Raw genomic sequence first — 26,028 nt, forward strand, 5'->3', positions numbered from 1 at the left:
AAATGACTCATATTTCAACATGGATAGATGAATATCATAAAGGCTCAAGATTCGGCCTAAATGGAGAAATTTTAATTAAACAAAACTCAAAATATCAAGAAATTATTGTTATTGAAAATGAATATTATGGCAGAGCTTTAATGCTAGATGGGTGTTGGATGACATCATTAAAAGACGAAAAATATTATCATGAGTGTCTTGTGCATCCAGCATTAAGTAGCATTGACGAAAAATCTAATGTACTAATTATTGGTGGAGGAGACGGTGGTACTGCAAGAGAATGCGTTAAATACCCTCAAATATCAAAAATTGATCTAGTAGAGATTGATGAAGAAGTAATCAAAATATCTAAAAAATTTTTAAAAGAAATTGGAGGCGAAGCATGGAGTGACAAAAGATTAAAAATTCATATTGATGATGGTGTTCAATGGGTAAAAAAAACAAGAGATAATTTTTACGACGTTATATTTATAGATTGTTCAGATCCCTCAGAATTATCAAATTTATTATTTTCAGATTCGTTTTATAGAGAATGCAAAAGAATTCTTACAAAAAATGGTATCTTAGCAACGCAAAGCGAATCACCTGAGTCCTTCAAAAATATTCACATAAGTATTTTGAAAACCCTGAAAAAATTCTTTAGAGTCTCTGAAACTATGTATTCTTTTGTGCCTATATATCCAAGCGGTATTTGGAGTTGGACATTCGCTTCTGAAGAAGTTCTACATTTATCAAAGCGAAATTGCAATGAAGCCCTGAGAATAGAAAAAAGTTGTGAAATTTGGAATTTAAATTTTCAAAATGCAGCATTCAAAATGATGCCAAATAAAATTGTAAAAGAACTAAATTCATAGAATGATAAAAAATTTATTTGATAACGAAAATGCGATTTTTATGGGAGCAAAAAGAAGCCCTAATGATTGCGTAATTGGTATCTTTGGAGTCAATTATGATGGGACATGTTCGTTCAAACCAGGAGCTAGATTTGGTCCAGAAGCGATAAGACAAGTCAGTTCTTGTTTAGAAACATATTGTCCAAAACTCAATAAAGACTTAGAGGATATTATGTATGTTGATTTTGGGTCAATACTAATTGATAAAAATGACTCAAAGTCCGTTATTGAATCAGTCAAATTAGCAACAAATTTTTTAATTAATAAACGCCTTAGTCCTATTATGCTTGGAGGCGAACACTCTATTACAACGGGTGCTATTGAAGCATTAGTAAAAAAATATCCAGATTTGATATTGGTTCAACTTGATGCTCATGCAGATTTAAGAGAATCATATATAGGAAATCAATATAGTCATGCTTGTGCCATGAAAAGATGCTTAGAGGTGCTTCCTGAAAAGAAAATTTTGCAAGTAGGAATAAGAAGTGGGACTAAAGAAGAATTTCAAATTATGCATAACAACAATCAATTAGTTAACTTTTATCCAGGCGGAAATGCACAAGAGTTAAAAAAAGCTCTTCTACCATACTCTAAGTCTCCAATCTATTTAACAATAGATTTAGATTGGTTTGATCCCAGTTTATTAGCAGGGACGGGAACTCCAGAACCGGGAGGATTTTTTTGGAATGATTTTGAGGAAATCCTGAAAACTTTAAAAGACTTTAGAATTGTGGCTTCAGATATTGTGGAATTATCTCCAGAAATTGATAAAAGCGGAGTTAGTAGCATAGTTGCAGCCAAAGTACTTAGAAGCTTAATTTTGTCATTAGAAAATATGCAATAAAAAATTTCTAAACTAAAGTGTAAAAATACTAAATTAAAATTAAATATTTCATGGATTTGCTTAAAAGTCCTTTATATGCAAAATATGTTCAATCCAATGCAAAATTAGTGGATTTTGCAGGTTGGGAAATGCCCATATCATTTTCAGGATTAATCAAAGAGCATGAATCAGTTAGGTCTTCAGTAGGATTGTTTGATATTTCTCACATGGGTGTAATCTCTATTAAGGGAATCAATCCAAAGGATTATATTCAAAAATTTTTTCCTACTAATTTATACTCCTTTTCTGAAGGTCAGGGGCTTTATACAGTAATGCTCAATGAAAAAGGAGGAATAATAGATGACTTAATAATTTATGACCTTGGTATACAAGACAATGACATATCAGAAGTATTGTTAATAGTTAACGCAAGTAGATATGAAGTAGATTTTCAATGGATAAAAAACAATTCAAATAAATATGAAATTTCGATAACAAACTTTAAAAAAGACAAAGTACTTTTAGCACTACAGGGGAAAAACTCATTCGATTTATTTGAACAATGGATTGAATCATCGATCTCACATATCCCTAACTTTGGATGCGAATATAAAATTTTCGAACATATTTCTCCTAAAGAAAAAATCTTCGTTTCCAAGACAGGATATACAGGGGAAAATGGTCTAGAAATACTTTTATCTAAAAAAGCAGCAATTAATTTATGGGATTTCTCAATTTCCAAAAATGTTGCGCCTTGTGGTTTAGGAGCTAGAGATACTCTTAGACTTGAAGCAGGCATGCATCTTTATGGCCAAGACATTAATGAAGAAACTTCTCCATATGAAGCAGGGTTAGGCTGGCTAGTACATCTAGAAAATAATCACGAATTCTTTGGAAGAAGATTTCTTGAAGAGCAGTCAAGATTAGGTATTCAAAAAAAGTTAGTTGGTCTCTTTATAGAAGGTAAAGCAATAGGAAGAAAAGGTTGCATAGTACTTAAAGGTGAAGAAAATATTGGAACTATCACTAGCGGCAGTTGGTCTCCAACTAAACAACAAGCTATAGCTTTTGCATACATCAATACTTCGCATGCCTTAATAAATAATGAAGTTCAAATACTAATAAGAGGCAAAAAATTCAAAGGTTGCATAACAAAAAGATCGTTTTATAAAAAGAATTATTAACTAAATTTACCCTTAAAGAATTATTATAAGTTATTGATCAATAAATCATACTTAGATGAGAAACAAAATTTGTGATGAACTCAATAATACAGATATTGGTAAATTAGTTAATCTATGTGGATGGGTAGATAGAAGAAGGGATCATGGTGGTGTAATTTTTATTGATTTAAGAGACCATAGTGGATTCTTACAAATAACAATTAACCCCGATGATGGAGCAAATCTATTTAAACAGGCAGAAACTCTAAGAAATGAGACGGTAATAATGGTTAGCGGAATTATTAATGAAAGGCCCAAAGATTCAATAAATAAAAATTTAAGTACTGGAAAGTTAGAGCTTAAGGTTAAAGATTTGCAAATTCTCAACCAAATCAAAAACAACTTACCTTTTCCAGTTTCTATACATGATTATGAAAATACAAAAGAGGAACTTAGATTAAAATATAGATACCTTGATTTAAGAAGGGGAAAATTACTAAAAAATTTAAAAACAAGGCATAAGATTATTAAAGTTGCAAGAGAATTTCTTGATAATTTTGGATTTACAGAAGTAGAGACTCCATTACTAACAAAATCAACGCCAGAAGGCGCTCGCGATTTTCTTATTCCTTCACGTCTTTCGAATGGAGAATTTTTTGCTCTACCTCAATCCCCACAACTATTTAAACAACTTTTAATGGTTGGAGGCTTGGACAAGTATTATCAAATTGCAAAATGTTTCCGTGATGAAGACTTAAGGGCAGATAGACAGCCGGAGTTTACTCAATTAGATATTGAGATGAGCTTTATTAGTGAAGAAGAAATAATTTCTTTTAATGAAAGTCTTATAAAAAAAATATGGAAAGAAGTGTTAAATATTAATTTTGACAATGCTTTTCCAAGAATGAAATGGCAAGCAGCAATGGATAATTACGGCACTGATAGACCAGATACTAGATATCAAATGTTACTAAAAGATTTAGGAGAAGTATTAGGTGATATTGGCTTTAATATTTTCACCAAGGCAATTAAGTCTGGAGGTTCCATAAAATCCATAACAGTCAAAGGAGGTAATTCAAGTATTAGCAACGTAAGAATCAAACCAGGAGGTGATATCTTCCAAGTAGCTCAAGATGCAGGAGCTGGTGGTTTGGCCTTTATAAGGGTTAAAGGAGATGAGCTTGAGACTATTGGGGCAATTAAAAATAATTTAAGTGAAGAGCATATATCTGATATTTTAAGAATCACAGAAGCAGAAGATGGAGACTTAATCCTCTTGGGAGCTGGAGATAAACAAATTGTCAACCAGTCATTAGATAGAGTGAGGCAATACATCGCAAAAGACTTAAATCTCATAGATACAAGTAAATGGAATTTCTTATGGGTAACTGATTTCCCGCTGTTTGAAAGAAATGAAGAGGAAAATAGATATGAAGCTTTACATCATCCTTTTTGTTCTCCAAAAAATATAAAGTCTAAAGATTCTGAAAACTTGAAAAAAGCAATTGAGAACTCTATAGCCAATGCTTATGACTTAGTTCTTAATGGATTGGAGTTAGGAGGTGGCTCTTTACGTATTCATGAAGCGAACTTGCAACGAGAGGTTCTGAAAACCGTAGGACTTACTGATAAAGAGATTGATGAAAAATTTGGATTTTTAATAGAAGCCTTAGAAATGGGTGCTCCTCCTCATGGTGGAATAGCGTTTGGATTAGATCGTATTACCATGCTGATCATTGGTGCAGATTCAATCAGAGAAACCATTGCTTTTCCAAAAAATCAACAAGCAAAATGTCTTCTCACAAATGCACCTTCAAATGTCTCTGAATCACAATTAAAAGAATTGGATATTGAAATAACAATTGATGAATAAGAATATATATGGATGTTCTAAAAGTTTTTTGTTTAAATAAAATATAAGGAGGCTGTGCTTAATTAAAAATATTTAATGTCAAAATTTGTTTTTGTCACCGGAGGAGTAGTTTCTAGCATTGGTAAAGGAATTGTAGCTGCAAGCTTAGGGAGATTATTAAAGTCTAGAGGATATAGTGTTTCAATATTAAAACTAGATCCATACCTAAATGTTGATCCAGGCACAATGAGCCCTTTCCAACATGGAGAAGTATTTGTAACCGAAGATGGGGCTGAAACAGATTTAGATTTAGGTCACTATGAAAGATTTACTGATACTGCAATGACTAGGTTAAATAGTGTGACTACGGGATCTATCTATCAAGCAGTTATTAATAAAGAAAGAAGAGGTAGTTATAACGGTGGAACTGTGCAAGTAATTCCTCACATAACGAGAGAAATAAGAGAAAGAATTCATAGAGTAGCCTCCAACAGCAATGCGGATATTATTATTACTGAAATTGGTGGAACAGTTGGTGATATTGAATCTTTACCTTTTTTAGAGGCAATAAGAGAATTTAAAAATGATGTCAATAGGAATGATGTTGCATACATCCACGTAACATTACTTCCTTACATCAAAACCTCTGGCGAAATAAAAACTAAACCAACACAACATTCAGTGAAAGAATTAAGATCAATTGGAATTCAGCCAGATTTACTTGTATGTCGCAGTGACAAATCAATCAATGAAGGTCTTAAAAAGAAGCTTAGTGGATTTTGTGGAGTTAATATAAACTCTGTAATTGAAGCATTAGACGCAGATAGTATTTATTCTGTTCCTCTTTCTTTAAAAAAAGAAGGTTTGTGCAAAGAAACTCTGAAGTATCTAGAACTTGAAGATAAAGAATGTGATTTGAAAAATTGGGAAAAACTAGTTCACAATCTAAGAAATCCTGGAACTCCTATAAAAGTTGCTCTAGTAGGTAAATATATTGAACTTGGAGATGCATATTTATCTGTTGTTGAAGCTTTAAGACATGCATGCATTGAACAAAAGGCTTTATTAGATTTACATTGGGTAAGCGCTGAAATGATAGAAAAAGATTCAGCAGAAACTTACTTGAATGAAGTGGATGCGATTGTCGTACCTGGGGGCTTTGGAAATAGGGGAGTTAATGGCAAAATTTCGGCTATAAAATTCGCAAGAGAGAATAAAATTCCATTTTTAGGCCTGTGCCTTGGTATGCAATGTGCAGTTATAGAATGGGCTAGAAATGTAGCGAATCTTCCAGATGCATCTAGTTCGGAACTAGACCCAAAAACTCCCAATCCAGTTATACATTTATTACCAGAACAGGAAGATGTAGTTGATTTAGGCGGGACAATGAGACTTGGAGTTTATCCATGTAGATTGACAAATAATACAATTGGGAAAAAATTGTATGATGAAGATGTTATTTATGAGAGACATCGACATAGATACGAATTTAATAATTACTACAAGCAAAGTTTTTTAAATTCTGGATACAAAATTAGTGGTACATCTCCAGATGGCAGACTAGTAGAGTTAATTGAGTTAGACAATCATCCTTATTTTTTGGCATGTCAATATCATCCTGAGTTTTTATCAAGACCTGGCAAACCTCATCCTTTATTTAAAGGCTTAATAAAATCCTCTCAAGAAAACTTAACTCAATCAAATTAATATTCCTTATTTGTTTGAATGAAAATGACAAATTTTTTACCCTTAGTCGAACAATTTCATTCATTACAAGGTGAAGGCTATCATGCTGGGAAAAGTGCTTTTTTTGTAAGATTAGCTGGTTGTGAAGTTGGGTGCTCATGGTGCGACACCAAGCATTCATGGGATGAGAATAAATACCCCTCAGTATCAATTGAAAAAATAATAGACCGAATAAAAATTGCCAGGGAGCAAGGGGCGTCCTTTTGCGTTATTACAGGTGGCGAACCATTACAACATAACTTGGATAAGTTTTGCAAAGCCATAAAGCAAATGAAGATGGGAAAAGAGCAAAACTCAATGAAAATTCATATTGAAACAAGTGGAGTAAATTCGATATCAGGAAGTTATGACTGGATTACTTTATCTCCTAAAAGACACTCACCTCCAAAAAATTATTTTTTAAAAAACTGTAATGAAATAAAAATAATCATAAATGAAAAAGAAGATATTGAATTTGCGATCCAAATAAAAAAAGAAATTTTAAAACAATATGAATTCTCAAAAATAGAAGATAGCTTAAAAAAAGAAGATAAAATTTTTTATTTACAACCAGCTTGGAACAATAAAGATGGGTTTTCTCTTGCTATTGATTTCGTAAAAAATAACCCCGATTGGAAATTGAGCCTTCAAACTCACAAATACTTGAAAATTAAATGAAATTATATGACTCTTAAAAATAAATCAATAGTAGTTTTGTTATCGGGAGGATTAGATTCCTCTACTGTGACTAGTATCGCAAAAAAATCCGAAGCTAAAATTTTTGGCCTTTCATTTGACTACGGTCAACGCCATAAAAAAGAATTACACTCTGCATCAACTATTGCAAAACACTTTGATATCCAAGAATTTAAAATCATTAAACTTGACTTATCTTTATGGGGAGGCTCTTCATTAACTGATACTAAGAAAAATATTCCTACAGAGGGAGTTCAAACTAATAAAATTCCTAATACTTATGTTCCTGGGAGAAATACTATATTCATTTCCGTCGCACTAAGTTACGCAGAAGCAATAGATGCTGATTTTATAGGCTTAGGAGTTAATGCACTTGATTATTCTGGTTATCCAGATTGCAGACCTGACTACATTAAAAAATTTCAAGAATTAGCAGATCTTGCCAACAAAAGAGGAAGAGAAAATAACCCAATAAAACTTTGGACGCCTTTATTAGATTTAAATAAAGAACAAATTATTCAATTAGCTATGGATAATCATGTCCCTTTAGATAAAACATGGAGTTGTTATTCAGGTGATGCAAAACCATGCGGAAAGTGTGATAGTTGCAGAATTAGGAATACCGCTTATAAAAAATGGCTCAATAATAAAAATAAAAAATGAAAATAAAAACAATACTTTTAAAAAGATGGGTAGATCCAGAACTAATTACGTACCATCTAACAAAAAAATTTGGAGATAAAGGATTAGCTTGGTTAGACAGTGATGGCAAAGAAAATGGTGAATGGTCAATAATAGGGATTAAACCAAAAAAAATAATCCAATCAAGAGATATAAATAACTTAGACAAAAATAATAATCCCTTTAACAATTTAAAAGATATTAATAAAGGATTTTGGATTGGATGGTTAAGTTATGAGGCTGGTGCATACATTGAACCCAAAAACCCTTGGCGACAATCTGCAATGGCAACTTTATGGATTGCATCATATGATCCAATCATTAAATGCAACCTAATAAAAAAAGAAATAATTATCGAAGGCACCAAATCAGATGAACTGATAAATTATCAAAATATAATTAATAATATAAATATTTTAGAAGAAAAGAATGTTATAAAAACAAATTTGAATTTCGATTTTTCAAAAATCAATTTGGAAAAAATGACTGAAAAATTTCAGGAAAATATTTTACACTTAAAAAAGTTAATCTCATTAGGAGATTTATTTCAAGCAAACCTAACTACTAAATGCGAAATTAAATCTTCCAAAAACCATAGTCCTCTTGATATTTATTTAAAAATAAGAAGGAAATTAAGAGCTCCCTTCGGAGGAATAATAGTAAATGATAATTATAAAGAGGCGGTATTATCTACCTCGCCAGAAAGATTTATAAAAATAGATAATAAAAATTTTGTAGAATCAAGACCTATCAAAGGAACTAGATCCAGGGATAAGGATTTAAATCAAGACGCACTTAATGCTATCGATTTAATAACGAACGAAAAAGATAGAGCCGAAAATATTATGATTGTTGACCTAATAAGAAATGATTTAAGTAAAGTTTGCGAAACAGGAAGCATTATGGTGCCAGAAATATTAAAACTTGAAAGTTTCTTAAAAGTTCATCATCTAACTTCAGTAATCAGAGGAAAATTAAAAAAAGACAAGAACTGGATTGATTTACTAAAAGCTTGTTGGCCTGGGGGCTCTATAACTGGAGCACCTAAATTAAGATCATGCCAAAGACTTTTTGAATTAGAAGAATATGACCGCGGACCATATTGTGGCTCATTTTTGAAGCTTGACTGGAATGGGGAGTTTGACAGCAATATACTAATAAGATCATTTTTAATTAAAGACAAAAAAATCAATATATATGCTGGTTGCGGAATAGTTATTGACTCTAATCCTGAAGAGGAAACTAATGAACTAAAGTGGAAACTTTTACCATTAATTGATTCACTAAAATGATAGAAACATTAGGCTGGCACAAGGATCAATGGTTAGATATTGATAGAATATTTTTTGCTGCTAATAATAGAGGATTAAAATTTGCTGATGGTATATTTGAAACCATTTTAATAAAGGAAAACAAACCTGTTCTTTTTGATGAACATCTGAAAAGGTTAGAAAAAAGTAGCAAAATTTTAAATATTAATCTCAAAATAAATAAATTAACTTTGAGACAACTTATTAATGATGGAATTAGAAATTTGTCGCTTAAGAAGGATCAATTTGCTTCAGTAAGAATAAACTATAGTCGAGGAACTAATCAAGGACGAGCACTAACAATTAACAGCACTTTAGAGACAAAATATTTAGATAATTTATGGCTTGAATTCTATAGAATAAAACCAAATTTTAATCCGATAAGCGTTTTTATTAGTCAAACGGAAAAAATAAATGAATTCAGTCTTATAAGTAAATGCAAAACATTTTCATATAATCAGGCAATACAAGTTTTGACAGAGGCTAATAAAAAATCATTCGATGATTCTATCCTTTTGAATACGTCAGGTGAACTTTGTTGTGGAAGTACATTTAATCTTCTAATTCAAAGAAATAATCAATGGATAACACCTAGAAAAGAGAGCGGCTGTTTAGAGGGGATTATGGTTTCTAAAGCTATAAAATTAAAAATTGTAAAAGAAGAATTAATTTGTCCAGAATTTCAAAATGATGACGTAATAGTTGCAATAAATAGCTTATCTTGCAGACAAATTAATCAAGTTAATGATTTAAAGCTTCAACCTAAATTCGATCCAATTTACTTTTGGGATTTATTATATAGTTGAACTTTATTAATATCTGGTAAATAGACATCAGATACTTTAGTGATATTGTTATTGACTTTATATTCAACAATTTTTCCAATAATGATAATTGATGGAGCTAAAAATTCTTTATCTTTGATTTTATCTACGAGATTATCTAATTTCTCTATAAAACATTTTTGATTTTTCAAAGTAGCTTCCTGAATTACAGCGCATTTTGTATTCTTACATAAGCCGCCTAAAATTAATTCCTCTACAATAAATTCAATATTTTTTATACCCATAAAAATAACTAAGCTATCTGAAGATTTAGCTAAATCTCTCCAATTGACGCTCTTTTTATCCTTATCAACATGCTCATGGCCAGTGACGAAAGTTACAGAACTCGCAGCATCTCTATGGGTAAGTGGAATACCAAAATATGTGGGAGCAGCTATACCAGAAGTAATCCCAGGAACTATTTCAACTGAAACTCCATTTTTTTCTAAAAACGATACTTCTTCACCACCCCTAGAAAAGACAAATGGATCTCCTCCTTTAAGCCTTACAACATTTTTGCCTTCTTTTGACAATTTCAAAATAAGAGCATTAGTTTCAATCTGAGGTACAGAACACTTCCCCGCTCTTTTACCTACATGGTAAATTTCTGTATTTTTTCCTGCCTCTTTTGTTATTTCATCCGGGATTAAAGCATCATGAACTAATGCATCACAATTTTTTATTAGACGTAAAGCTTTTAAAGTTAAAAGCTCAGGGTCACCAGGACCTGCTCCAACTAAATAAACAATGCCAGGCACAATAATCTCCATTAACAAGTATGGTAGTAGAAGTTAATCGTAATGAAGGTAAATATTGTGAAAGAAAGTTTATTAAAACCAAATAAAAAATTTACTCTCCTTAGTGCGTTTATCACTCTTCTCAATGATCGTTTAAGTGAAAGTATACTGTTACCCATATTACCCTCTTTTGTTTTACTTTTTGACTCTAAAGCAAGTACATATGGTTTATTATCCTGCACTTACCAATTAGCTCAATTTACAGCTTCTCCTTTTATAGGAATTATGAGTGATAGATATGGAAGAAGACCTGTCACTCTTTTTTGTATTACTGGTTCAGTAATAGGAATATCAATATTATCTTTTACGGTTCTTTTTAATTGGTCAAATTCAATAGCCTCTATCCCGTTATTTTTATTATTTTTAGCGCGACTAATTGACGGTTTAAGTGGGGGGACTGCAGCTACTGCAACAACAATTCTTGCAGATATTTCAAGCCCTGAAAAAAGAGCAAAAACATTTGGTCTTATTGGTGTAGCTTTTGGTTTAAGTTTTTTCTTGGGTAATATTTTTGTTGTAATTTTTGCAAAAAATACAAATAATAATTTTATTATTCCAGTTTTGATAGCCTCAATCATTCCAATAATCAATTTCCTCCTTGTATTTTTTTACTTGCCAGAAACCAAGCCTAATAGTGACTCAAATAAATCAACAACTATTTTTAAAAACCCTATAAAAGAGCTATTTAAAGTTTTCAAAGAAGAAAAGATTAAAAAATTATCATTAGCTTTTTTTATTTACTTTATTGCTTTTACTGGATTGACCAATATCCTTATATTTTTCCTTCAAGAATCTTTAAACTGGACGACCAAAGCATCAAGTGGAACTCTTGTTGTAGTAGGAATCATTGCAATTATCGTTCAGGGAGGACTAATTGGACCTCTGGTAAAGCAATTTGGCGAAATGCGATTAACACTTATTGGATCAGGCTTCATTCTTGTGGCATGTGCTCTTTTAATAACTGCTCCAAAAGAAAATGCGACAATTAATATTTATTCAGCTGTTTCATTTTTAGCCGTTGGGGCAGGGTTAATTACTCCCACCTTAAGAGCACTAATATCAAAGAAATTAGACGTTGATAAACAAGGATCAATTTTAAGTAACCTTCAGGGTCTACAGAGTCTTGGAGGAGTCTTAGGAATTGCAATGGCCGGAAGGGTTTATGATAGTTTTGGTCCTAAATCACCTTTTATAGCTGGTTCCGTTATCTTAATTTTCATGATATACCTTATTGCAGAGGGTAAAAATAATAATTCTTTTAAGAATCAAAAATCAAAAGTATTTTAATGAAAAGACAGGCTGATGTTTTTATTAATAGAGAATTAAGTTGGATTAAGTTCAATAAAAGAGTACTCCTAACTGGAATGGAAAAGGAATACAAAATCCTAGATAAAGTAAAATTTTGTTCAATTTTTAGTAATAATCTAGATGAATTTTTTATGGTAAGGGTAGCTTCATTAAAAGCTCAAGTTGAAGCAGGTATTACAAAAAAAAGTATTGATGGACTTACCCCTAAAGAGCAATTAACAAAAATCAATAAAGAAGTAAAGAATTTAACTGCCCTACAAGAAAACTACATAAATAATGAATTAAATAATGAATTAAAAGAAAAAGGTGTAATTTTAAAAAAATATAAGGACCTAAATGAAAATCAAAGAAATTGGTGCGATAACTACTTTTCTTCATCTATTTTCCCTTTATTAACTCCATTAGTTGTTGATCCAGCACATCCGTTTCCTTTTATAAGTAATTTAAGTCTAAATTTGGCAGCTCTAATAAGGGATGGGGAAGATTCTAAAAATCAGTTTGTCAGAGTGAAAATACCAACAAAAAATATCAATAGATTTATACAAATTCCAAATGAAATGATTGAATATGATGATGAAAGTACATATTTTTTCATAAGTGTTGAAGATTTAATTGGGAATAATATAAATACTTTATTTAACGGAATGGAATGTATAAATTACTCTTTTTTTAGAGTGACAAGGGATGCAGATTTAGAATTAAAAGAACTTGAAGCTGATGATCTTCTTTTAGCAGTTGAACAAAGTTTGCAAAAGAGAAGATTAGGTGGAGACGTAGTTAGATTAGAAGTTGAATCGGATATGCCAGAAAATATTCTGAAATTACTCATTGAAAGTATCTCAATACAAAAAGAATATATTTACTTTTGCAAAAGTTTTTTAGGACTTGACGATTTAAATCAGCTTACAAAAATTAATAGAGATGATTTAAAAGAAAATCTACTAATTGGGAAAACTCACCCAAAATTAAACAATTTAGATTTACCTTCCAACAAAAACCGCAATTCGATTTTTAATATACTTAGAAAAAAAAATATTCTGCTTCATCATCCATACGACTTATTTAAAACTTCAGTTGAAGAGTTTATAAACAAAGCAGCTGATGATCCACTTGTAATGGCTATAAAAATTACTTTATATCGAGTTTCCAAGGATTCGCCTATCATTGCAGCTTTAATGAGAGCTGCAGAGAATGGAAAAGAAGTAATGACTCTTGTTGAACTAAAAGCAAGATTTGATGAAGACAATAATATTCAATGGGCAAAACAGCTTGAACAAGCTGGAATTCATGTTGTATATGGAATCATAGGATTTAAAACACATACAAAAATAGCTTTAATAGTAAGAAAAGAAAAAGGAAGATTAAGGAATTATTTCCATATTGGGACGGGAAATTATAACTCTAATACTTCAAAGTTTTATACAGATTTAGGATTACTTTCAACTGATCCTGATATTGCATCAGATTTACTTGAGTTATTTAACTACTTATCAGGTTTTTCTAAACAAAAAAGTTATCAAAAGTTATTAGTTTCTCCCTCATCGATGAGAGAGAAATTTATATTTCTGATAAAGAGAGAAATTAAAAATGCAGAGGAAGGCAAAAAAGCCGAAATAATTGCAAAAATGAATTCTTTAGTCGACCCAGAAATAATTAAACTTCTTTATTTAGCTTCAGACTCAGGTGTAAAAATTAGTCTTATCATTAGAGGTATTTGTTGCTTGTATCCCCAAAGAAAAAATTTAAGTGAAAATATTAAAGTCATAAGCATTATTGGCCATTTTCTTGAACACTCAAGAATTTTTTGGTTTTGTAATAACGGTGATAATGAGGTTTTTATTGGGAGTGCAGATTGGATGAGAAGAAATCTTGATAGAAGAATAGAAGCTGTTACTCCGATAGAGGATTATGAATTGAAATCTAAAATATACTCGCTTTTGCAAACCTACATTAAAGATGATTACTTTTCTTGGATAATGAAGGAAGATGGTTCTTATTCTAAATATGAATTAGATTCATCGGATAATCGTTCGCAAATTGACCTCATAGAAAAATAAAATTAATATTGATTTTTACAACATTTAAAAAAAATACTTAATATTTTAAATTTTTTTAATTTTTCTAAAATCCTTTCATATCAATGGATTTCAAGAAATAAGCATTAAAAAGGAATTTTTTGTCTTTAAAATTTCAACGTAAAAGTAGTTTTTATTTCAATTTCAGTGCTAGCTTTTTAAAAAATCCATTATTTAGGAGGCCAGGGTGATGGGGATCCCTCTGGAATCTGCGAAAAGCTCTTCAGATAATAATTTTGATGAGCCAAGATTACCAAACACTGCGGGCAAGTCTCGCAAATCGAAATCCAGTCTTACGGCAAAACAAAGCCAAAAAAAATCTGGCAGACTCGCTTCAGATTCTATTGGCTATTACTTAAGTAGCATTGGTAGAGTACCTCTTTTGACTCCAGCAGAGGAAATAGAGTTAGCTCATCATGTTCAGAACATGAAAAAGTTGCTACAAATTCCTGAAACTGATAGAACGCAACGAAATCTTTATCAAATTAAGATTGGAAAAAGAGCCAGAGATAGAATGATGGCAGCTAATCTAAGACTTGTTGTCTCCGTTGCAAAAAAATACCAAAACCAAGGCCTTGAATTATTAGACCTTGTCCAGGAAGGAGCTATTGGCCTTGAAAGAGCTGTAGATAAATTTGATCCTGCTATGGGATATAAATTCTCAACTTATGCTTACTGGTGGATTAGGCAAGGAATGACAAGGGCTATTGATAACAGTGCAAGAACAATCCGTTTGCCTATTCACATAAGTGAAAAACTCTCCAAAATGAGAAGAGTCTCTAGAGAATTATCACATAAATTTGGTAGACAACCTACCAGATTGGAAATGGCAACTGAAATGGGAATTGATCAAAAAGATTTAGAAGATTTAATTTCTCAAAGTGCTCCTTGCGCTTCCCTAGATGCTCACGCAAGAGGCGAAGAAGATAGAAGTACTCTTGGTGAACTCATTCCTGATCCAAACTGTGAAGAGCCTATGGAAGGTATGGATAGAACTATTCAAAAAGAGCATTTAGGAACTTGGCTTTCTCAATTAAATGAAAGAGAACAAAAAATAATGAAGCTCAGATTTGGCCTAGATGGTGAAGAACCATTAACACTCGCAGAAATAGGAAGACAAATTAATGTTTCACGAGAAAGAGTAAGGCAACTAGAAGCTAAAGCAATATTAAAACTTAGAGTAATGACAACTCATCAAAAAGCAGCTTAACAAAATTGATAAAATTTACTGTAATTTTATTATATTTATTTTCAATTTTTTTAATATCAATAGTTTTTAAAAAATATAATGAAGATAGCAGAGAAATCGTCAGAAAAATAATACATATTGGAATAGGACCTTTAATACCAATTGCGCAATTTTTAAAAATTAATCAAAATTCTGCTCTAATTTTTACAGGAATTGTTTCATTAATGGTTTTCATCAATTACACCTATAAATTATTTCCAACAATTGAGGATGTTGATAGAAAGAGTTATGGAACATTATTTTATTGTCTAAGTTTATTTATTTTGATTTATCTTTTCTGGGATAAAGATCCATATGCATTAATTAGTGGATTTTTCATAATGACTTTTGGTGATGGATTAGCTGGGTTAATAGGAAAAAGCTTTAACTCAAAGAGTTGGATTTTTTTTAAACAAAAAAAATCTTTATTTGGCACTATGACAATGTTTTTAACAAGTTTTATAGTAGTTTGCTCAATAGGATACTCCCAACAAAATAGTTTAAATTTAAATTATTTTACAATAGCTTTTTTTGCGACTTTGCTCGAACAATTTAGTGTTTTAGGAATAGATAATTTCATTGTTCCAATTTCTTCAGCATTATTTTTTAATTTTTTTATAACTAACTAAGTGAATTGTACAAAATAGCGAGTAATTCTTTTGTTGTTTCTATATCTATGCATGCATCTGTAATGCTTCTGCCAAACTGAAGATCCTCTTTTTTTAAAAGTTTTTGATTTCCCTCCTTCAAATGACTTTCAAGCATAACTCCTAAAATATTTTTTTCACCATTGCTAATTTGAGAAGCTATATTTTTTAGCACTTCCGACTGTTTTCGGAAATCTTTATTGGAATTCCCATGACTACAATCAATCATCACTTTATGGGGAAGATGAGATTGCTTCAATTCAGAGGAAATTCTTTTAACATGTTCACTTTCAAAATTTGGGCCTTTTGAACCGCCTCTTAAAACTATATGTCCATCTGGATTCCCTGTTGTATTAACAATAGAAGCCATTCCATTTTGATTTACACCTAAAAAATGATGAGATTTTGAAGCTGACTGCATTGCATTTATTGCAGTAGTAAAAGAACCATCTGTACCATTTTTAAAACCTATAGGCATTGATAATCCTGATGCCATTTCCCGATGAGTCTGACTTTCAGTAGTCCGCGCGCCTATGGCTGTCCAACTTATTAAATCGGCAATATATTGAGGAACAATTGGATCTAGTAATTCTGTAGCAGAAGGAATTCCACGAGTTGCTAAATATGAAAGTAAACTTCTTGCCCTTCTTAATCCAGTATTAATATCATAAGAATTATCTAGATGAGGATCATTTATCAATCCCTTCCAACCAATAGTTGTTCTTGGTTTCTCAAAATATACTCTCATGATTATTTCTAATTTATCTTTATAAATTTCTCGAAAGTTTTCAATATATTTTGAATATTCTTTTGCCGCCTCTAAATCATGAATTGAACATGGACCCACAATGACTAAAAGCTTCTGATCATTATGATGCAAAATATTTTGTATCGATCTTCTTGTTTTAGATACTGTATTAGCAGAGGCGTGATCTAAAGGTATATCATTATGTAATCTGCTTGGAGGTATTAATGGACGTGTTTCAACAACATGTAAATCTGATGTCTTTTCTAAAGCAGAATTATTTGATGATGTCGTCATTGATTAATTAAGAAGTTTGAATATTTAAAAAAGCATTTATGAATACTCTCCTTTTCAATATTAAAAATAACAATAGATTAGGCATTAAACCTTACTAATGAAGAATTTGGAAACATTGCTAAAAGATTATGCAGATCACGTAGCTGAAAGAGCTACCAAGGGTATACCTCCTTTACCTTTAAATGCTGAGCAAACAAATTGTATTACAAAATTATTGGAACAAGATAATACTTATGATTCATCTTATTTACTTGATTTACTAATAAATAGAGTACCACCAGGAGTTGATGAGGCTGCTTATGTAAAAGCAAGCTGGCTTACGGCTATTGTTAATTCCGAAAAATATTGCAAATCAATCAATCCCGAAAAAGCAATTGAAATACTAGGAACAATGATAGGCGGATACAATGTAAATTCTTTAGTTGAAATACTTAAAGGAGAAAATAGTTTACTTGCTAAAAAAGCGGCAGAAGTTTTAAAAAATATTATTCTTGTTTACGACTCAGCTAATGAAATTTATGAATTATCTCAAAATAATATTTATGCAAAAGAGGTTGTAAATAGTTGGGCAAATGCAGAATGGTTCAAAAATAAAAAAGTTCTGGAGAAAGAGATTACTTGTTTAGTATTTAAAGTTGACGGTGAGACAAACACAGACGACTTATCTCCGGCTGTACATGCAACAACACGCCCGGATATTCCGATGCATGCGTTAGCTATGTTGGAATTTAAAATACCTGATGGACTAAAGATTCTTGATAATTTAAAAAAACAAAATTTACCGATAGCTTATGTTGGAGATGTTGTTGGAACAGGGAGTTCTAGAAAATCTGCTATTAATTCACTCATTTGGCATATAGGAGAAGATATCGCTTATGTTCCAAACAAAAAAACAGGTGGAATAATAATTGGCAACAAAATAGCCCCAATTTTCTTTAATACTGCACAAGATTCAGGTGCTTTACCTATAGAAGCTGACGTATCTCATATGAAAACAGGAGATGTTATTAAAATATATCCTTATAAAGGCATTATTAAAAAAATTGAACAAGACTCGAATACTGAAGAATTAATAAGCAAATTCGACTTGTATCCATCAACTCTTACTGATGAAATTCAAGCTGGCGGAAGAATTAATCTTATGATTGGAAGATCTCTTACGGACAAAATTAGAACCAAATTAAATTATCAACCAAGTGAAATATTTACCAGACCACAAAATCCAACCGAAAGTACTGCCGGCTTTACTCAAGCTCAAAAAATAGTAGGCAAAGCATGCGGTTTAGATGGAGTTAGGCCAGGAATGACCTGTGAGCCAATTATGACCACGGTTGGTAGTCAAGATACTACTGGGCCAATGACTAGAGATGAACTAAAAGAACTAGCTTGTTTAGGATTTACTGCAGATTTAGTGATGCAAAGTTTTTGTCATACAGCTGCATATCCTAAACCAGTAGATCTAGTTACCCATAAAGAATTACCTGATTTTATATCTCAAAGAGGTGGAGTAGCTCTTAAGCCTGGAGACGGCATAATTCATAGTTGGCTTAACAGAATGCTGCTCCCCGATACTGTTGGCACAGGTGGAGATAGTCATACAAGATTTCCTCTTGGCATTTCATTTCCTGGAGGCTCGGGCATTGTTGCCTTTGCCGCTGCAATAGGATCAATGCCATTAAATATGCCGGAATCTGTACTGGTTAAATTTAAGGGGGAATTATTACCAGGAATTACTCTGAGAGATTTAGTAAATGCAATCCCTCTATTCGCAATTAAAAAAGGACTCTTAACTGTTGAGAAAGAAAATAAGAAAAATATATTTAACGGTAAAATTATGGAAATTGAGGGATTACCAAACCTAAAACTTGAACAAGCTTTTGAACTTACTGATGCTACTGCAGAACGCTCATGCGCTGGTAGCACCATACTTTTATCCCAAGAAACTGTTCAAGAGTACTTAAGAAGCAATATTTGCCTACTAGAAAAAATGATTGAGAGCAATTATGAAGATTCAAAATCGATTTCAAGAAGAATCAATGATATGAAAAATTGGTTAAAAAAACCTAAATTAATTCAGCCAGATAAGAACGCCAAGTATGAAGAAATCATTGAAATTGAATTAGCAAAAGTTACACAACCTATAGTTGCTTGCCCTAACGATCCAGATAATGTAAAAGAAATCACTGATGTTGCAAATACAAATATTGACGAGGTTTTTATAGGTTCTTGCATGACAAATATTGGTCATTACAGGGCAGCTGCGAAAGTTCTTGAAGGTGTACAAAATTTAAAATCTAAATTATGGATTTGTCCACCAACAAAAATGGATGAAGAAACTCTAAAAGCTGAAGGCTACTATAAAATATTCGAAGATTGTGGTGCAAGGTTAGAGTTACCAGGCTGTTCTTTATGTATGGGAAATCAAGCCAGAGTAGATGAAGGTTCTGTAGTATTTTCTACAAGTACAAGAAATTTTGACAATAGACTTGGCAAGAATGCACAAGTCTTTTTAGGCAGCGCTGAATTAGCAGCAGTTTGCGCACTACTTGGAAAAATACCTGAAGTTGAAGAATATCAGGATATTACTAAAAATAAAATTAATCCATATTCAGATGAACTTTATCGCTATCTTCAATTTGATGAAATACACGATTTCAGCTTGACAAAGTAATCATGGACTATGCCAAACTTTATAAAAGATAATATTCAAAAAACAAGTAATAATTCTTCTCGTAGCATTAAAAAATTATTAAGACAAAGATCTCTAGTCGTTGTATTTTCACTCTTATTAACAGGTTTAGGGGCCTCAATTACAAGCATATCTTTTAAAACTGGAATCTATTTTATTAATAATTGGAGATTAGCATTATTAGACCAATTCCCATCTATTGCGGTCTTACCTATTTTTGGAGCTCTAGGAGGAGCTATTGCAGGATATTTGATCAAAAATATTGCACCTGCTGCAAAAGGTTCAGGTGTGAGTCAAATCATGGGTTTCTTAAGACATAAAAAAGTTCCAATGAATTTAAAAGTAGGATTAGTAAAGCTCATATCAGGAATTATTGCTATTGGCAGTGGATTCCCTTTAGGCCCAGAAGGTCCATCAGTTCAAATGGGAGGATCAGTAGCTTGGCAAATGGCCAAGTGGCTCAAAGCTCCTACAGCTTTCAGAAGAGTAATCGTAGCAGCAGGTGGTGGTGCTGGAATAGCTGCAGTATTTAGCGCTCCATTAGGAGGGTTTGTCTATGCAATAGAAGAGTTATTAAACTCTGCTAGACCAGTAATTTTGCTATTAGTAGTAATTACAACTTTTATTGCAGATTCATCTGCTGATATTATTCAAGCCTTGGGTTTAGATCCTAAAGCAGGAGGCTTTGATTTTAACCTCGGATTTTTGATTCAAAAAGAATATGACCCATCAGTTTTTTTCTTACCTGTAGATTTTATTTACTTAGTTTTACTGGGAATAATTATTGGGATATTTGCAGAATTGTACAGCAGATATGTTTTGTTAATGCAAAATCTTGGAAAAAAGTGGTATAAAAATAAATTTGTTTTAAAAATGAGTATCTGTGGACTTATTTTAGGAAGTATCTACTCTTGTTTACCCAGTACATTTCATAATTTAGATGAATTACAGAAAATAATAGCTGAACAAAATATAAGTATTGGAATTGCTTTATTAGCAGTTTTAGTACTATTTATCACGACTGGTTTGGCTGCAGCATCTGGAGCTCCTGGAGGATTATTCTATCCAATGCTTACTTTAGGAGGAGCAATCGGACTAATAATGGGAAGCTGGGTAGAAATTGCGACAGGACATGCTCCAAGTACGTACATTTTTGCGGGAATGGGAGCTTTCGTAGCTGGCTGTTCACGAACACCAATAACAGCAATGTTTTTAGCTTTTGCTTTAACAAAAAATTTATTAATAATGAAACCTGTCTTAATCAGCTGCATTGCCAGTTTCTTGATAGCAAGAGCTTTTAATGAAGAATCAATTTATGAAAGACAAATACAAATAGAATTAGAAGACTAAGAAACTATCTTCAATCAAAAACAGCAGTTTTGCTGTTATAAACAAATACTTGATGATTTAGATGTAATCTAACCGCTCTTGCTAAAGCTATTCTTTCAATATCTCTCCCTTTTCTTATCAAATCATCAACTTCATCCCTATGACTTACATTAACTGTGCATTGCTCTATTATCGGGCCTTCATCAAGATCTTCAGTAACATAGTGAGCAGTAGCACCGATTAATTTAACACCTCTCTTCCATGCTCGATGATATGGTTGCCCGCCCTTAAATGCAGGTAAGAAAGAATGATGAATATTTATTATTGAAGAAAACTTTTTTAAAAAAGAGTCACTCAAAATTTGCATATATTTGGCTAATACAACAAGATCAATTTCATATTCTTTTAATAAATTTAAAAATTGATCTTCAACAATAGATTTGTCAGTATTAAAGGTATCAATATAGACAAATTTTGCATTAAAATCATTTGCAATATTTTCAAGATCAGAATGATTAGAAATTATTAACGGCACTTTCATTTTGAGTTCACCATTTCTTACTCGCCAAAGCAAATCAATCAAACAATGATTTTGCTTACTCACGAAAATAGCAACATTTGGAATTTCATCAGAATAATTTACGTTAAATTTTCCATTTACTTCATCTGCAATTTTTTCAAATTCTTTATAGATTTCATATCTATTTAAAGATGCATTTTTACTATTCCATTCAATTCGACTAAGAAACAAACCCGCATCTTGATCTGTGTGATGATCAGAATGTTTTATGTTTCCACCGTAATTTGAAATCCAACTTGTAAGTAAACTTACAAGGCCAGGACGATCGGGACAAACAATTTTGAATATAATTGAAGGATGTTCCAAAAAATCTTTAACTATTAAGTCAAATAAGCAAGTATATATAATATATCAATGAAAAGCTTAAAAGAAAATTTTCAAAAAGCACACATAGTCATTATTGGATCTGGGATTATTGGAAAATTTAACGCCTTAGAATTATCAGAATTAGGTTTCCAGATAACAATAATAGATCCAACTCAACTCCAAAATAGTAGCAATGCAGCTTTAGGCTTGCTAATGGGTAATATGTATCAAAAAAGAAGAGGTAGAAGTTGGGATCTCAGAAAACAAAGCATTGAATTATGGCCACAATGGATTAAATTCTTGCAAAAATTTAATTATAAATTAAATATCGAAAAACCATTAATACAACTAACGACTAATGAAGAAAAGTTCAAAAAATTAGAGAAATTTATTTATGAAAATAATGATCAAAACTTACGAATTTTAGAAAGAGACTCAATATTAATCAATAATATAAATAAAGCCTTCAAAACAAACAATATAAAAGGGATAATTTCCTTCAAAGATGGAAGAATAAATGCTTTGTCTTTACTTCAAACATTAGATAAATGTTTAAAACATAAAAAAGTAAATTATTTACAAAGAGAAATAATAAAAATAAGAAAATCAAACAATCAATGGATTTCTACAACAAGGAATAATGAAAACATCAAATCTGACATGCTTATTTTGTGTAATTCACTAAAAGCGATTGATTTAATAGATAACCTATCTCACAACATCAAATTAAAACCTGTTTTAGGTCAAGCTATGGAAATTGAGATAAATGATGCAGAAGTTGATTTATTATCGCTGCCAAAACAATTCAATATTAATGGTAAAAATATAATTCCAAAATCAAAAAATAAGCTAATTATTGGATCAACTGACGAATATAGTACTAAGCCAGACGAAAATACATTCGAAAAACTCACAAATTTTCTCGATAAAAAACCTAATTGGCTTGTACAAGGAAATATTATAAGAAAATGGTCAGGGATTAGGTCAAGACCTGATGGTGAGCCTTCACCAATAATTAAAAACTTAGAAGATGGACTAATTATATGTACAGGTTTTTATAAAAATGGAATTTTACTTGCTCCAGCTTGTTCTAAATGGGTTGCTAATGAAATTAAAAATTACCTTTCTTAATCTTTTGTTTCAGTGAAGTCTGCATCAATTACATCATCTCCATCTTTTTCATTTGAGTCGTTCTGATCAGGACTACCTGTTGAGCCAGGGGATGGAGGCTGATTACCGGGTTGCTGATAAACAGATGAGCCAACTGCATAGAGTTCTTGCTGAAGCTCTTCAAGCAATTTTTTCATTGATTCATAATCTTCTTTTGATGTTGCCTCTTTTAAAGCATTACTTTTTTCTTCAACTTTAGACTTTGCTGCAGCATCAATTTTATCTCCCAGTTCACTAAGTTGCTTTTCTGTCTGATAAACAAGTGTTTCAGCTTGATTCTTTAAATCAATTTTTTCTCTTTTATCTTTATCAGCAGATGCATTTGATTCAGCATCTTTTACCATTTTTTCTACTTCATTATCGGATAAAGTAGAAGCACCAGTTATGGAAATACTTTGTTCTTTACCACTACCCTTATCTTTAGCAGTAACACTCAGAATACCATTTGCATCAATATCGAATGTAACTTCAATCTGCGGAACGCCTCTTGGTGCTGAAGGTATGCCATCCAATCTAAAAGTTCCTAAACTTTTGTTATCAGAAGCCATTTCCCGTTCACCCTGTAATACGTGAATTTCAACATTTGTTTGACCGTCCACAGCAGTTGAATATGTTTCAGATTTCTTAGTAGGCACTGTAGTATTTCGATTTATCATTTTTGTCATTACTCCCCCTAAAGTCTCTACGCCTAAAGAAAGTGGAGTAACGTCAAGCAACAATATATCTTTAACCTCTCCTGCTAAAACCCCTCCCTGAATGGCAGCTCCAACAGCTACCACTTCATCAGGATTAACAGTTTGATTTGGTTCTTTACCAATTATTTTTTTAACCAAATCTAAAACAGCAGGTATTCTTGATGAGCCTCCCACCATTACAACTTCATCAATTTCACTAGTAGAAATTTTTGCATCACTTATAGCTCTCTCAACTGGAGTCTTGCACCTATCAATTAAAGAAGCGGCTAATTCCTCAAACTTTGCTCGAGTTAAGTTCAAATCCAAATGTTTTGGACCTTCAGGGGTCGCTGTGATAAAAGGTAAATTTATTTCACTTTGCGTAGCATTAGAAAGCTCGATTTTTGCTTTTTCTGCTGCTTCAGTCAGTCTTTGTAAAGCCTGCTTATCTTGTCTAAGGTCGATCCCCTCATTTGATTTAAAATTACTAGCTAAATGATCTACGATACATCTATCAAAATCATCACCACCAAGATGGGTATCTCCAGATGTAGATAGGACTTCAGTGACTCCATCACCAGCTTCAATAACTGAGACATCAAATGTTCCTCCACCTAAATCAAAAACAAGAATTTTTTCATTTTCTTTATCCAAACCATACGCTAAAGCTGCAGCAGTTGGCTCATTCACAATTCTGAGAACTTCTAAACCAGCAATCTTTCCTGCGTCTTTTGTAGCCTGCCTTTGAGAGTCATTAAAATAAGCTGGAACTGTAATTACAGCCTGTGTAACTTGTTGGCCAAGGTATTTACCTGCATCATCTGCTAACTTTCTTAAAACTTGAGAACTTACCTCTTCAGGAGAAAACTGCTTATTTAAAATAGGGCACTTTAATTTGACACTAGAGCCAGATTTTTCAACAGAATAACTAACTTCTTTAGATTCTTCATTAACTTCATCAACTCTTCGACCTACAAAACGCTTTGCAGAATAAAAAGTATTTTCAGGATTCATTACAGCTTGTCTTTTTGCGATTTGTCCAACAAGCTGATCTTGATTTTTTGTATATGCAACAACTGATGGAGTAGTTCTGAAACCCTCAGCATTTGCTATTACAGTGGGTTTACCACCTTCCATTACAGCGACACAACTATTAGTTGTTCCTAAATCGATTCCTACAACCTTACCCATGGGTAAATTCTTATATTTGATATTCTCCATAATCGGTCATTGGCGTCATTATTGTTACTCAAAGACGGGGTGTGGTTCCCGAACAGATCGTTATTTTTTAAGAAAAAATTTCTAAACATGATTTCAAGTAAGACCTCTTTTATTGCATTAATCGGCAATCCAGTAAGCCATTCTTTGTCGCCAATCATGCAAAATGCTGCCCTTCAGTATTTAGGCTTAGATTTAATTTATATTGCTATGCCTTGTAAAGATGAAGATCTAGAACTAGTTATGAATTCTTTGAAAAAAATTAATTGCAAAGGTTTAAATATTACAATTCCCCATAAAGAAAAAGTATTTGACCTTTGTAGTGAAATTTCTCCTATTGCTAATAAACTGAAAGCAATTAATACCTTAAAATTAAACTCTGCAAAAGAATGGAGCGCAACTAATACAGATGTTGAGGGATTTATTTATCCATTAAAAACATTAAATTTAACAAAGAAACAATCGATCGTTCTTGGCTCGGGTGGTGCAGCAAGATCTGTTATTCAAGGATTAATAAATTTAAATTTTTCTACAATTTCAGTAGTATCACGTAACAAGTCATCACTAGATGAATTAATAAAAAATTTTGAAAATCAAATTACAATTGAGGGTTTGTTAAATAATGATAATAGGACTGAAACTTTAATTGAAGAGGCAGATTTAATTGTAAATACAACACCTGTAGGAATGAAAACAACTAAACATGAGATGAATGTATTGCCATATGGGGACGTATTTTGGAGATCTCTTAACTCGAAAACAATTGTTTACGATTTAATCTACAATCCTGCTCCAACTCCTCTATTGAAATTTAGTGCCAAAAAAGGATGCATAACTATCGATGGTCTCAAAATGCTTGTTGCTCAAGGAGCGAAATCATTATCATTTTGGACAAATGGTTTAGAAGTACCTTTTCATATTATGAATGACGCATTAAAAAATTATCTTTAAAAAAAATGATGCTAATTATTAAGAAACTGCACATCATAATGTATCGT

General features: G+C 31.8%; 21 protein-coding genes. 17 read left to right on the top strand and 4 right to left on the bottom strand.

Going from position 1 to position 26,028, the window contains the following annotated elements; all coding sequences use genetic code 11:
* The first annotated feature begins 2 nt into the window (after positions 1–2).
* From speE to PMT9312_RS09205, 9 genes are all read left to right on the top strand, one after another.
* Positions 3–854, top strand: coding sequence for a polyamine aminopropyltransferase (gene speE / locus PMT9312_RS09165; RefSeq protein ID WP_011377320.1), 852 nt, complete (start codon positions 3–5; stop codon positions 852–854).
* A gap of 1 nt (position 855) precedes the next feature.
* Positions 856–1,737 carry an agmatinase gene (gene speB, locus PMT9312_RS09170; protein WP_011377321.1) on the top strand — a complete coding sequence of 294 codons (882 nt, stop codon included), beginning with the start codon at positions 856–858 and terminating at the stop codon, positions 1,735–1,737.
* Positions 1,738–1,787: 50 nt separating this feature from the next.
* Positions 1,788–2,900, top strand: a complete 1,113-nt coding sequence (gene gcvT, locus PMT9312_RS09175; RefSeq protein WP_011377322.1) for a glycine cleavage system aminomethyltransferase GcvT — start codon at positions 1,788–1,790, stop codon at positions 2,898–2,900.
* Between the two features lie 55 nt (positions 2,901–2,955).
* Positions 2,956–4,752, top strand: coding sequence for an aspartate--tRNA ligase (aspS, locus tag PMT9312_RS09180; protein WP_011377323.1), 1,797 nt, complete (start codon positions 2,956–2,958; stop codon positions 4,750–4,752).
* Positions 4,753–4,827: 75 nt separating this feature from the next.
* Positions 4,828–6,438 (top strand): CTP synthase, encoded by a 1,611-nt coding sequence (locus PMT9312_RS09185; RefSeq protein WP_011377324.1) that lies wholly within the window; start codon positions 4,828–4,830, stop codon positions 6,436–6,438.
* Positions 6,439–6,462: 24 nt separating this feature from the next.
* The gene (locus tag PMT9312_RS09190) at positions 6,463–7,134 is read left to right on the top strand and encodes a 7-carboxy-7-deazaguanine synthase QueE (protein WP_036924377.1); all 672 of its coding nucleotides are present in this window, start codon (positions 6,463–6,465) and stop codon (positions 7,132–7,134) included.
* Between the two features lie 6 nt (positions 7,135–7,140).
* The gene (gene queC, locus PMT9312_RS09195) at positions 7,141–7,815 is read left to right on the top strand and encodes a 7-cyano-7-deazaguanine synthase QueC (protein WP_011377326.1); all 675 of its coding nucleotides are present in this window, start codon (positions 7,141–7,143) and stop codon (positions 7,813–7,815) included.
* On the top strand, positions 7,812–9,125 hold the full coding sequence (locus tag PMT9312_RS09200) for an anthranilate synthase component I family protein (RefSeq protein ID WP_011377327.1): 1,314 nt from the start codon (positions 7,812–7,814) through the stop codon (positions 9,123–9,125). The genes queC and PMT9312_RS09200 overlap by 4 nt, the downstream gene beginning before the upstream one ends.
* Positions 9,122–9,949 (top strand): aminotransferase class IV, encoded by an 828-nt coding sequence (locus PMT9312_RS09205; protein WP_011377328.1) that lies wholly within the window; start codon positions 9,122–9,124, stop codon positions 9,947–9,949. The genes PMT9312_RS09200 and PMT9312_RS09205 overlap by 4 nt, the downstream gene beginning before the upstream one ends.
* On the opposite strand, the gene cobA is transcribed toward PMT9312_RS09205, so the two are convergent.
* The gene (gene cobA / locus PMT9312_RS09210; RefSeq protein ID WP_011377329.1) at positions 9,922–10,725 is read right to left on the bottom strand and encodes a uroporphyrinogen-III C-methyltransferase; all 804 of its coding nucleotides are present in this window, start codon (positions 10,723–10,725) and stop codon (positions 9,922–9,924) included. The genes PMT9312_RS09205 and cobA overlap by 28 nt on opposite strands.
* A 57-nt stretch (positions 10,726–10,782) precedes the next feature.
* On the opposite strand from cobA, the gene PMT9312_RS09215 reads away from it, so the two are divergent.
* The 4 genes from PMT9312_RS09215 to PMT9312_RS09230 all read left to right on the top strand — a co-directional run bounded on the left by PMT9312_RS09215 (position 10,783) and on the right by PMT9312_RS09230 (position 16,004).
* The gene (locus PMT9312_RS09215) at positions 10,783–12,051 is read left to right on the top strand and encodes an MFS transporter (protein ID WP_011377330.1); all 1,269 of its coding nucleotides are present in this window, start codon (positions 10,783–10,785) and stop codon (positions 12,049–12,051) included.
* Positions 12,051–14,129 (top strand): polyphosphate kinase 1, encoded by a 2,079-nt coding sequence (ppk1, locus tag PMT9312_RS09220; protein ID WP_011377331.1) that lies wholly within the window; start codon positions 12,051–12,053, stop codon positions 14,127–14,129. Before PMT9312_RS09215 ends, ppk1 begins: the two co-directional genes overlap by 1 nt.
* 208 nt (positions 14,130–14,337) lie before the next feature.
* Entirely contained in the window at positions 14,338–15,357 is a 1,020-nt protein-coding gene (locus PMT9312_RS09225; RefSeq protein ID WP_011377332.1) for an RpoD/SigA family RNA polymerase sigma factor, read from the top strand.
* Between the two features lie 5 nt (positions 15,358–15,362).
* Positions 15,363–16,004, top strand: coding sequence for a diacylglycerol/polyprenol kinase family protein (locus PMT9312_RS09230; RefSeq protein WP_011377333.1), 642 nt, complete (start codon positions 15,363–15,365; stop codon positions 16,002–16,004).
* Here the strand turns inward: PMT9312_RS09230 and PMT9312_RS09235 are convergent.
* Positions 15,997–17,064, bottom strand: coding sequence for a 3-deoxy-7-phosphoheptulonate synthase (locus PMT9312_RS09235; protein WP_011377334.1), 1,068 nt, complete (start codon positions 17,062–17,064; stop codon positions 15,997–15,999). The genes PMT9312_RS09230 and PMT9312_RS09235 overlap by 8 nt on opposite strands.
* A 97-nt stretch (positions 17,065–17,161) precedes the next feature.
* Here PMT9312_RS09235 and acnB point away from each other — a divergent pair, with 97 nt between their 5' ends.
* The gene (gene acnB / locus PMT9312_RS09240) at positions 17,162–19,735 is read left to right on the top strand and encodes a bifunctional aconitate hydratase 2/2-methylisocitrate dehydratase (RefSeq protein WP_011377335.1); all 2,574 of its coding nucleotides are present in this window, start codon (positions 17,162–17,164) and stop codon (positions 19,733–19,735) included.
* A 9-nt stretch (positions 19,736–19,744) separates the two neighbouring features.
* Positions 19,745–21,103: a ClC family H(+)/Cl(-) exchange transporter gene (locus PMT9312_RS09245; RefSeq protein ID WP_011377336.1), complete on the top strand. Its 1,359-nt coding sequence runs from the start codon at positions 19,745–19,747 to the stop codon at positions 21,101–21,103.
* Between the two features lie 10 nt (positions 21,104–21,113).
* Here PMT9312_RS09245 and purU read toward each other — a convergent pair whose 3' ends face one another.
* On the bottom strand, positions 21,114–21,968 hold the full coding sequence (purU, locus tag PMT9312_RS09250; RefSeq protein WP_011377337.1) for a formyltetrahydrofolate deformylase: 855 nt from the start codon (positions 21,966–21,968) through the stop codon (positions 21,114–21,116).
* Positions 21,969–22,016: 48 nt separating this feature from the next.
* Here purU and PMT9312_RS09255 point away from each other — a divergent pair, with 48 nt between their 5' ends.
* A complete protein-coding gene (locus tag PMT9312_RS09255) occupies positions 22,017–23,099 on the top strand; it encodes an NAD(P)/FAD-dependent oxidoreductase (protein WP_011377338.1) in 1,083 nt (360 codons plus the stop codon).
* Here the strand turns inward: PMT9312_RS09255 and dnaK are convergent.
* Entirely contained in the window at positions 23,096–25,003 is a 1,908-nt protein-coding gene (gene dnaK, locus PMT9312_RS09260) for a molecular chaperone DnaK (RefSeq protein WP_036924388.1), read from the bottom strand. The genes PMT9312_RS09255 and dnaK overlap by 4 nt on opposite strands.
* A gap of 117 nt (positions 25,004–25,120) precedes the next feature.
* Here dnaK and PMT9312_RS09265 point away from each other — a divergent pair, with 117 nt between their 5' ends.
* Entirely contained in the window at positions 25,121–25,981 is an 861-nt protein-coding gene (locus PMT9312_RS09265; protein WP_011377340.1) for a shikimate dehydrogenase, read from the top strand.
* Positions 25,982–26,028 lie beyond the last annotated feature (47 nt).

This window comes from Prochlorococcus marinus str. MIT 9312 (assembly GCF_000012645.1).
GTDB classification, from domain to species: Bacteria; Cyanobacteriota; Cyanobacteriia; order PCC-6307; family Cyanobiaceae; genus Prochlorococcus_A; species Prochlorococcus_A marinus_L.